Source organism: Chitinophaga sp. (assembly GCF_035564935.1).
Taxonomy (GTDB): domain Bacteria; phylum Bacteroidota; class Bacteroidia; order Chitinophagales; family Chitinophagaceae; genus Chitinophaga.
Map to the genome: position 1 here is coordinate 1 of NZ_DATMTE010000605.1, position 10,228 is coordinate 10,228.

Annotated in this window: 3 protein-coding genes; all 3 read right to left on the minus strand. The window is 50.1% G+C overall.

Translation table 11 applies throughout. The annotated features are described in order from the left end of the window. Window positions 1–199: 199 nt before the first annotated feature. The 3 genes from VN105_RS15365 to VN105_RS15375 all read right to left on the minus strand — a co-directional run bounded on the left by VN105_RS15365 (window position 200) and on the right by VN105_RS15375 (window position 10,000). Window positions 200–3,781 (minus strand): glycoside hydrolase family 2 protein, encoded by a 3,582-nt coding sequence (locus VN105_RS15365; RefSeq protein WP_325642410.1) that lies wholly within the window; start codon window positions 3,779–3,781, stop codon window positions 200–202. Window positions 3,782–3,890: 109 nt separating this feature from the next. Continuing rightward, entirely contained in the window at window positions 3,891–5,000 is a 1,110-nt protein-coding gene (locus tag VN105_RS15370) for a glycoside hydrolase family 99-like domain-containing protein (RefSeq protein ID WP_325642411.1), read from the minus strand. An 11-nt stretch (window positions 5,001–5,011) separates the two neighbouring features. Then, window positions 5,012–10,000: a SusC/RagA family TonB-linked outer membrane protein gene (locus VN105_RS15375; protein WP_325642412.1), complete on the minus strand. Its 4,989-nt coding sequence runs from the start codon at window positions 9,998–10,000 to the stop codon at window positions 5,012–5,014. Window positions 10,001–10,228 lie beyond the last annotated feature (228 nt).

Below are 10,228 nucleotides of genomic sequence, written 5' to 3' on the forward strand. Positions count from 1 at the left end.
TGTCTGACTCAGGATTAAAATGATTACGCTGATTACACTGATTTTATTTTTTAGGATTTTATAAATTTTTAAAAGATTGGGGGAGATTTTAAGCGAAAGTATCCGCTTAAATCTCCCAAAATCATTTTAAATCCAAAGTAATCAAATCAGCGTAATCAGCGTAATCATTTTAATCCTGAGTCAGACAAACTCCGCTGCATTACCTGCCCAGTTCAGCTATTATATTATACAGCAGCTTACCCGCTACAGGGTCCGTGGCCGCTTTTTCCAGCGACATGGTACACAGATAGCTGTTGCCGGCTTTCACCAGTGTGGCGCCCTGGATAGTGGACATATAGGCGGCGCGTTCCGCCATTTCACCTTTAATATAGCCGTGTACGTTAATGTGCTTTGCCAGTATATCCAATCCGCGTTGGCGCTTTACCGTTAGTGCGCCATTGCATACTGCCGGTAGTTCCCGTTTGTTGTTATTGAAGTAACGGAGATCCAGGAGGCCAATGCCGTTGAATACCGGCGCTTCAGGGATGTCCATGTTTACAATATCTCCCTCCGGGAAATTCAGTACGCCGGAAACATATTGCGGGAGCAGCTGAGCGGCTGATTTTGCTGCATCCAGGAGCAATATCTTTCCTCCTGCCTGTACAACAGATTGCAGCTGCTGCTGTTCGGCAGCGCTGATATTCTTTCCGGGTTCCAGGCCGGCAAATACGTATACAGCGGCCTTCTTAGCCAATGCTTCGCTTACAGTTTGTGCAGTAGTGCATTTAATTTTCAGGGCATCGAAAACAGGCTTCATTTGCCCTGCTCCGTCTATTAGTACTACAGGGGCGGTGAGCGCAGGTGAAAAAAACCGTTGGTCTGCCAGTATTATTTTGTATTCGTTGGAAGATAGTAAACGGTGATGCTCCTTCAGGGTGAGCACCAGTTTACCGTTTACTTCCGCTGCGGGTAATGCTTTGGGGATAAGGATGTTTGGCGTTACCCATTGGCGGCCATAGTAAGGCACCTCTGGTATAGACTGTTTTCCAGTGGCAATAACGGCGCCTTCATTGGTTTGCAGCTGCCAGGTTAATTCCGTTGCGCTTAACGGTGTTCCTTCGTGGCGGTCGTTCACTATGCAGATGCGCGCCGGGAGTTGTGTGCCTGCATAAAAATGCCGGCCCCATAACTCCGCGCTTACCAGTACCGGCTGTAAGGCGCGCTGCAACGCATAATAAGTGGGGTACGGCTCAATAGCTTTGGCATCGTATACGTTGCGGAACCAGCTTATTAAAGCGAAATGCAGGATGCCCGCTGCCTTATCGTTGGTTCTGCGATAGGCTTCCGCCTGCTCGCCGGTAATAAAAGCCTGCGATTCCATGAACCAGGCAGGATCGCTGAACTCATAGGCCAGATCGCCCACCAGTTCCTGCGGCGTTTGATGCACCTGTGTATAGAAGCGTACCGGGTGGCCGGTTTCATTATTGGAGTAGCCGGACGACATTTCCTGGCTGATCAGCGGGCGCCCTTCGTTATGGTTGCGTTGCTGGAACTCACCGTTGAATTGTTTGAATATCGTATAGTCGTACCAGTTAATATAGGCGTGAATATCATCTATGTCGCCATCGTCGATATCCCTGAAGAAGTCCTTCCCGAATTTCTTCTCATTCCGCTTGTAGTTGGAGTCAAAACAAATGGGGCGGGTACCGTCTGTTTTCCGCATGCGTTTCACCACTTCAGAAATGATCTTCATTTTGAGCCTGGCTCTTACCGGGTCGGGATCGTTGTCGTAAAACTTCATTTCGTTGTTTACCGTCCAGAACAAAATGGAAGGATGGTTGCGGTATTTTTTCAGGAGACTGATAAATTCATCGGCCCATTTGCTGATGAGTTGTTCATCCGGCATAGAGCTGTTGATCATGAGCCAGGGCCAGGTGCCTTCGAAGCTGATGCCCACGCCTTTCCTGTCGGCTGCCGCGAGCCAGTTTTCGTTGTAAGGTGAAGTATGCGTACGGGTTACTTCCATATTGCCTGCTTTCATCAGGTCGTAGAAGCGTTCCGCCAGCTGTGTATCGTTAGGCGCCAGGGCAAAGGGTGTTTGGTTGCCGCCCCGAAGCCAGTAGCGGCGGCCGTTGAGATAAAGGAATCCATCCTTTGATGCAAAGGTGCGGAAGCCGGAGGTGATGGTGGTGCTGTCTGTAATGCGGCCGTTGCTTTCGAGGGAAAAAGTAAAGTTGTAGAGATTGGGGGTTTGCGGCGACCATAACAATGGCTGCAGGTGATCTATTTCATAGTGCAGGGTTTTCTCCTCTCCTGCCTTCATAACGGCGCCGGCTAAACGCTTGCCGTTATACAAACCGGGAATGTCCATATTGATGGCAAGGGGCTGCTCCTTGTCGGTGTTATTTTTCACGGTAACATCAAAACCTGCGCCGGTAAGACCCGGCTGGATGAATACATCCGTGATGGCCAGCGGCTCTGTAATGAGCAGGGACACCGGTTGCCAGATGCCCGCGGGATCGTCGTTGTAGAAGCCATGCGCCAGGTCTTTCAGCATTTTGTTGGTTACTTCTACGCTTACCGCCACATCCACTACTTTACCGGCGTCTTTGATACCGGTTACATAATCGCGGATCACTTTCACGGTAACCAGGTTCTTTCCTGCTTTGAATAACCCTTTGCCGTTAATTACGAATTGACCGAACATGCCGGTATGTTTTCCGGCAGGTTTCCCGTTAATGTATACTTCAGATACCTTGGATACGGCATCAAAGCGAAGAAGGGTTTCTTTTTGTTCAATGCCCGCCGGCAGGTTGATCCATTGCCGGTACCAGGCGGCGTTTGTCTTTTTATAATCAAAAGTATATCCTTCACACCTGGCGGTTTCCCGCTGGAAATAGGCATCAGAAGCGCCCTTAGGGTGACGGCCAAACGTTTCTCCGTGTAGCCATATCCGTATGGGATTCCAGAAATCGGGCACGTTCATGGTATGCCATTGCTCATCGCTTTCCTGCGGGGAAATGGCCTTGCTTTCATCGGCCAGCTGGTATACCGGCATAAACAGCCAGTTGCCGTTAAGTGATACTTCCGTGCGCGGCCGGCTGATATCCGTTACTGCAATAGGATGCCAGGCATCGCGCTGTTGTTTACGCAGCGTTTCCTTTTCCTTAACAGTAGCGCTGGCGGCGTATTCCTTACTGGGCAATCCTTCCAGCGCATCGTCCGGTAAAGGTGTAATGCTAAGATCGTCGTAACGGGTGCTGATCCAGCCGCCGCCGAGGGTCACTTTCCCTGATGGCGCCAGGTCGCTGTTACTATCGGTAACGTCTATACGCGGCAGGGATTCATCATTGAGGAATACGCGGATACGTGCGCCGCATACTTCTACCCGCAGGGCGTACCATTTACCGGGAACGGGATGAAAATCCAGTGTGCGCAGGGCCAGAAATTGATCGGTGCCCATATAGCCAAGGCGACTGAGATAAAGATTATTCTGCCGCCCGCCCCTGAGTGCCAGGATGTAGCGATCGTTCCGGTTATATGCCCGGAAACCGGCCCAGATCTGGACTTCACTGGCCGTACCCGGCATACTGGCACGGAAGCTGAAGCGATAATTCTTCAGCGAAGAATCGCCGAAAGTGGCATAGGCGTTTTGTGTTTGCAGAATACCATCCTGTTGTATCACTGATCCTTTGCCTATCGTTTCCAGTGTTACTTTTTTACTGAATGTAATCCGCTGCTGGCAGAATGCGCTGCCTGCCGTGAGCAGCAGCACCGCTAAAATCCTTGCGCTGTTTATCATCTTACAAAAACTTTTCTTATACTAAAAAAATAAGGAGCCGGGAAACGGCCCCTTCTGTTATTACGTGATCCAAATTGAATCTTCCACGATTCTCAGTCGTTACAGTGGGTTATTTCTTGAATTGCTTTTTTACAATATTGAGATAAAGTTCCCCGTAGCTTTCGGCCGGTTCAAGCTGCATATCTTCCGTCCAGTTATTCCAGCCGTCGATCATGATCAGCCGTGTTTTATTACTGGCATTCATTTTAGCCACATTGCACAGTTTTATGAACAGCGCGCCGCTATCGGTACGCGGATATTCCGGGTTGGTGCTGGTGGGCGTATTGATCTTCCAGCTATAAGCCGGCGTGATGTTAGGCACATAGTCGGCCCCGAAATTCTTTTCGAAATAATCCTTAGAATATTTCCAGTTCTGATCTATCGTTTGCGGCAGCAGGTACCACCGGTCCCAGTTGTTGATCTGCGAGCTGAACGACTGGTGATAGATGGCGTCTACACAGCCTTTGAAACGGATCTCGTAGCGGGCGGGCGGTGTCCAGCGGTCCTGCATACCTACTATGTAAGGTTCTATGCCCAGTGTTTTCAGCTGGCTTCTCAGCGTATCATAAATCGCTTTGTTGCTGTCGGAAAACAGCGTTTGTGCGTTCTGAATATACAGCAGGGGTTTATCGCCCACCTTCATGTAATGCGCATCTTTCATGTAAGGTACAATGCGGCGGAAATCGTCGAAGAACTGCGCCAGTTTGAGCTTATCCTTTTCAATAGGATTAGTGGCACTGAGTCCGCCGTAGGTACCGGTGCTGAAATTGTACGACATGGCAAATTTCATCTGGCCCTCGCCGTCGGCGTCAATGAACCCGCGGATCAGCGTGGAATCCGACTTATAGTTATTGGCGTCCCTGTTGGGAGAGCGGAAGGAGAACACGAAATAATCCAGCCCTGCTTTCACGCCATAGGCAATATGTTTGGGCATCACGCCTGCGGTAAGCACGCCGTTGGGCATCCCGTATTTTCCTACTACCGGCACTTCTTTGATATTGGCGTTCCAGCCGCCAAAAGAAGTGTAGAAAGCGCCTACCACATAATTTTCCGTTACCGGTACATCCGGTATTTCGTAGTTCAGGATATTATCATCCACAGAAGGACCGGTGATGTCTTTTTTACAGGCGTTAAGCAACAGGAAAGCGGCTGCTGCCAAAAGTATATTAACACGTTTCATGATGTCAGTTTTTAAGGATGATAAGTCTGGGTGATCGTGTATTTAAACCCATCCCTTTGCGCAGCTGCAGCCAGTTCCTGTACGGTAGTACCATACCATTTCTGGATGAAGCGGTAATCATAAGCGGCCGGCGCATTGTTCCAGTCGGGCACTGTATAAGGTTTTGCAAAATGCAGTTCCTGGTAAATATCGTAGTCGTCCGTACGGTTTACGCCCAGTTCTTTCAGTGCGCTCTGGTAGCCCACAGGGTTCAGGTTTACCACGGAAACGGGATACGACATTCTTCCCGGCACATCCGAATAAGTTGGGTTGGCGGAGTAAGAAGAATTACCACCCGGGTTAGTATGCGGCGGCAGGCGGAACACACGGGTTCTGCGTTCCAGGCACCAGCAGTCGAAACCACCGTCGGGGAAATAGTTCAGCCAGCGCTGTACCCATATTTTTGTGAGCGGATCGGCAGCAATATTGGCGTTGGTAAGACTCAGGTAATTATTAAATCCTGTACCGGTAGTATTCCATTTAATACCATCGCGGCCTTTGTATTCATCGCGGAGGGTGGTACTGATATTCCAGTAGGCGAAGTTGGCATCTATACCTGCATAATAATATTGCTCTGCGCTCATACTGCCGCCCAGTCCCATTTGTGCGGCTTCCGCCTTCAGGAACAATGCTTCTGCATAAGAAAGCATGATGATGGGCCGGCCCGCCTGGTAAATGACAGGATTAGCGTTAGAATAACTGTTGATGTTAGAGCTACCTACAATGTCCGGCTGGCCCGCAAGTGCGCTCCATCCCGCCAGCTTGGTACCGGCTTTTGGCTGGCCAAGATAAGGGATAGGGTAAGTAACCACTCTCAGCGAATCATCTGCAACACTGGTGAGTGTATCTGTTAAGATGAGGCGGTTAGCAGTAGGTACTGTGTCGTAATACACGCTGAGACGCGGATCTTTATAGGACCGGAACACGGTGAACAGGAACTCGCTCATTTTTGGCGCCTGCCCGGAAGCGCCGGGGGCATATGGAAAGTACTGGTTCGACTTAATGTATTTAATGAAATACGGGTTCTCATTATTATTTACATTTTCGAAGCTCATCTTCGCGGTTTCTGCTTCAGTACTGATAGTAGCGGATTCATTGGCCATTACTTCCGTGATGTGCTGCCGTGCCACAGCGCCCATATTCTTTTGCGTACGGATCGCAATTTTCAGGCGCATGGTATTGGCAAACTTGATCCAGTTTTGCAGGTTGCCGTTGTAGATCGCATCATATTTAAGCTTGTCGCCGTTCAGCTGGATCTTAGCTGCTGCATCTTTTAATGTAGAAAGCACGTAGCTGTAAACGGTATCTTCATTTTCAAACAGGATGGTCGACAGGTATTCCGGGTTGTTAGCCTGGTACAGCGGCACAGCGCCATAGTTACCGGCCATAATGGAATAGGCATATGCCTGCAGGATACGGGCCACCTGTACGCGGTTGTTATACAACGAATCGCTGCCATAGTTGATCACTACCTGGTTAAGGTTGCCCAGTACGCCCTGGTAAAATGTTTGCCACAGGCCGGCGTCTGTTACGTCGTACCGGTTGGCCTGCTGGCAAAGCAGGTGGCCCAGATCCCAGTATTTACTGGTGTTATGATCCGCCATGCGGCCGTTCATATTTTTTACCGCCGCCAGGATACTTGCTTCCGGGGCTGCATCTTTGAACTGTGTAGGGTCGGTGTTCAGGTTCTCAAAATCCCGCGTGCAACCCCAGCACATGATCGTTATTAAAGAAAGGATATATACTGCTTTCATGATACACATGTAAAAAGTTACTTTCAGGTCAAATCCATAAATAGAGAACGGGAAAGATCCGCCGGACTCAATACCCTGGGCGTTTCCGGTAGTATTGGCGGCTTCCGGATCGATACCCTGCGGCGTGTGTTTGAAAAGGGTCCACAGGTTGCGGCCTACAAACGCCAGGCGTGCAGATCTTACCGGTGTTGTTTTCAGGATACTGGCCGGCAGGGCATATCCGAAGATCAGCTCACTAAGGCGGATGTTGGATGCGTTGAAAGTGATAGCCGGCGTATTATTTAATACCATGTCGGAATTGTAGGTGGTTGGATTCATCCAGATACCGCTTTTTTTACCGGGGATCATACGGCCGTCTTTATCGAGGACGTTTTTACCGGAGGCGTCTACCAACGGGAAGTAAGCTTCCTGGTAACGGGCGCCTTTGGGCCTGTCTGCATCGCCGTAAACGGTATTGCCTTTACTGTTAGCCTGACCAACACCCATTCTTTCCTGGTCGTTTTCCCCGAGGATCACATTGCTCAGCAGGAATTCATCGCGGCCATACAGGCTGGCAGTGGTGTTACCCGCAAAGTTGGCGCGGCCATAGGAAGCGGAATAAATAACGCCGCCCCATTTTACAGTGAAGAGGAAAGAAAGGTCAAAAGCGCCGTATTTAAAAGCGGAACCCAATGATCCGATCCAGTCGGGGTGGAAATTGCCCAGTACTACATTCGGATCAGCAATGGTTCTTCCGTTGGAAGGATTCACGATGAGGGTATCGCGTACTTTATAAGGTGCGTTGCCGGTGAGCACACCATACTGCTGGCCAACAATGGCATTTACCGTGGCGCCAAGGTTGGTACCAAGACTAAGCCTGTCGATGTTAGGTACCAGCGATATTACCTTATTCCTGTTCATAGACCAGTTGGCCATTACATTCCATCTCAGCTTTTTTGTTTGCAGGGCCACCGCGTTCAGCGACAGCTCCACGCCCTTGTTCTGCATTTCGCCTGCGTTGAGGATCCGGGTGGAGAAGCCTGTTTCCGTAGGGATCTGCGGACGGATGATCTGGTTGGTAGTGTTGGACTGGTACACGTTGGCCGTGAACTGGATGCGGCTTTTAAACAGGGCCAGTTCCACCCCCGCTTCCCTTGACAATGTTTTTTCCGGTTTCAACGCCGGGTTGTTCAGCTGGTTGCCATTGCCGTAGTTCAGGTAAGGATTACCGAGAAACAGACCGCCATAGGGATACGTTGTGTACAGCGACAGTGGCGGCGCGGCATTACCCACCTGCGCTACCGATGCTCTTAATTTTCCGTAGTTGATGAAGCTGCTTTCCGGGAGGAAATTGGAGAACACGAAACTACCACTCACGGAAGGGTAAAAGAAGGAGCTGTTGTTCACAGGCAGCGTAGAGGACCAGTCGTTACGACCCGTGATATCGATGAAAAGGAAATCGCGGAAAGCCAGTGTGGCATTGCCGTAAATCGATTGCACATTAGAACGGACGAGCGACTCTGTAGCGGCAGGGAACGCGGTGCTGTTCTGGATGCTTGGCATATCATGTACCAGCAGGGAAGCGATGCTGGCGCCTCTGAACTGGTTGTTGTTAGTTACATATTCTGCGCCCAGGTTGGCAGTAAGACTAAAAGATTTGCTCAGCTTATTGTTATACATGAACATCGCCTGGTAGTCCCACATCTGGTTGTTCTGGTTGGAGTTCGAATAAAATCCGTTGGGCGTTCTGAGGCCACCGAGTTCCTTATACTGGTAATAGCTGGCAACTTTTATATCGGAAGAAGCCATTATACGGAAGTTAAGGTGGTTGGTAAGTTTAGCCGTGGCCGTTATACCTGCCAGCAGGCGGTTGGATTTATCTTCGTTTTCATTTTCATAGAGCATCCATAGCGGGTTTTCCACGCTGCCCACTGCGCCGAAGGTAACAGAGTTACCGAAGGGATCCGCCCATGGCGAGAGGGAGTTGATGTTTACGCTGCGTGGCATGTACACGTAGGCCGCCATCGGGCTGGAAGCGTCGAGGTTGCGGTAGGTACGGTTCTTTGTGCCCTGGTTGGTATACATCACCCTTGCTTCCACGTTCAGGAACTTGCCCAGTTTACGGCCGGCGTTAAGGGAAATGTTATGCTTCTTGATGATATTCTGGTTTTTCAGCACATCATCGCTGTTGGTGAACATATATGATAAGCGGAACGACGATTGTTCATCCGCTTTGTTGATAGAAATGCCGGAACTGTTGGTGATACTGGGCTTATAGAGGGAAGTGACATTGCCTGGTTGCGGCAGGAAACCACCTTCTACCCTTTTGCCGCTAAAGTCGTTGTAGGGCTGGCCCAGCATAGGCATTCCCCAGGTGGAACCGTTGAGTCCCATGCGCACGGCATCGGTACCCGGCACAATATTATTGCCGTTGCCTACGGTGTAACCGTTGGCCCCTTCTCCGTATACGTTCTGGTAAGCGGGAAACTCAGCGATGGAGTTCACGAGGGTGTTCTGGTTAATAGCGATGCCGAGGCCGTCGCCGATCTTACCTTTCTTGGTCACCACCAGTACGGCGCCGTTGGCGGCGCGGGAACCATAGAGTGCGGCAGCATTGGGTCCCTGGAGGATCTGGATAGATTCCACATCGTCGGGGTTGATGTCTGCAGCGCCGTTACCAAAATCGAGGTTGTCCCTTCCGTCGCCCATATCGTTGTTGATAGGCACCCCATCTACCACCCAGAGGGGCTGGTTGTTTTGCGTCATGGAGTTTTCCCCTCTCAGGATAAGGCGGCTGGACGATCCCGGCTGACCGGTGGTGGTTACCTGGAGACCGGCCACTTTACCGGCGAGACCGTTTACGATGTTCAGGTCCCGCGCTTCCGTGAGGTTGTTGGGATTTACTGACTGGGTAGCGTAGCCTACTGATTTCGCCTGGCGGTTAAGCCCCATAGCGCCTGCAATCACCACATTTTTTAAATTAATGGGAGAAGGCGCCAGTAAAAACTGGATGGTCGTTTTCCCGTTCAGCGCCATTTCTTTTGTTTCATAACCTGTCATGGTAGCCCGGAGAATGGTGGTTTTCGGGTCGGCCACGTAAATAGAAAATACGCCATCTTCATTGGTGGCCACCCCATTGCGCGTGTCTTTCACCATGATGCTGACCCCTGGTAGCGGATTGTTTTTGTCGTCCGTGGCTTTACCCTTAATAAGGGTTCGCTGGGCCATTGCCTGTGTACAACAGAGCAAAAGCAAGACTGGCAAGCAGAATCTCATAATTGATTGATAATTAATGGTTTAAAATAAACAGAACCGTGGAATTAATTTCCAGTAAAGCGGGAGCTACGCTGATAGTACGTGTTAGGACAGGGAAACTTTCAGATCGTGGAATCCAGTAACATAACGCTTTGCTGTGAAAATTGCTTCTTCAAAAAATCATATTGCAAATCAATGCGC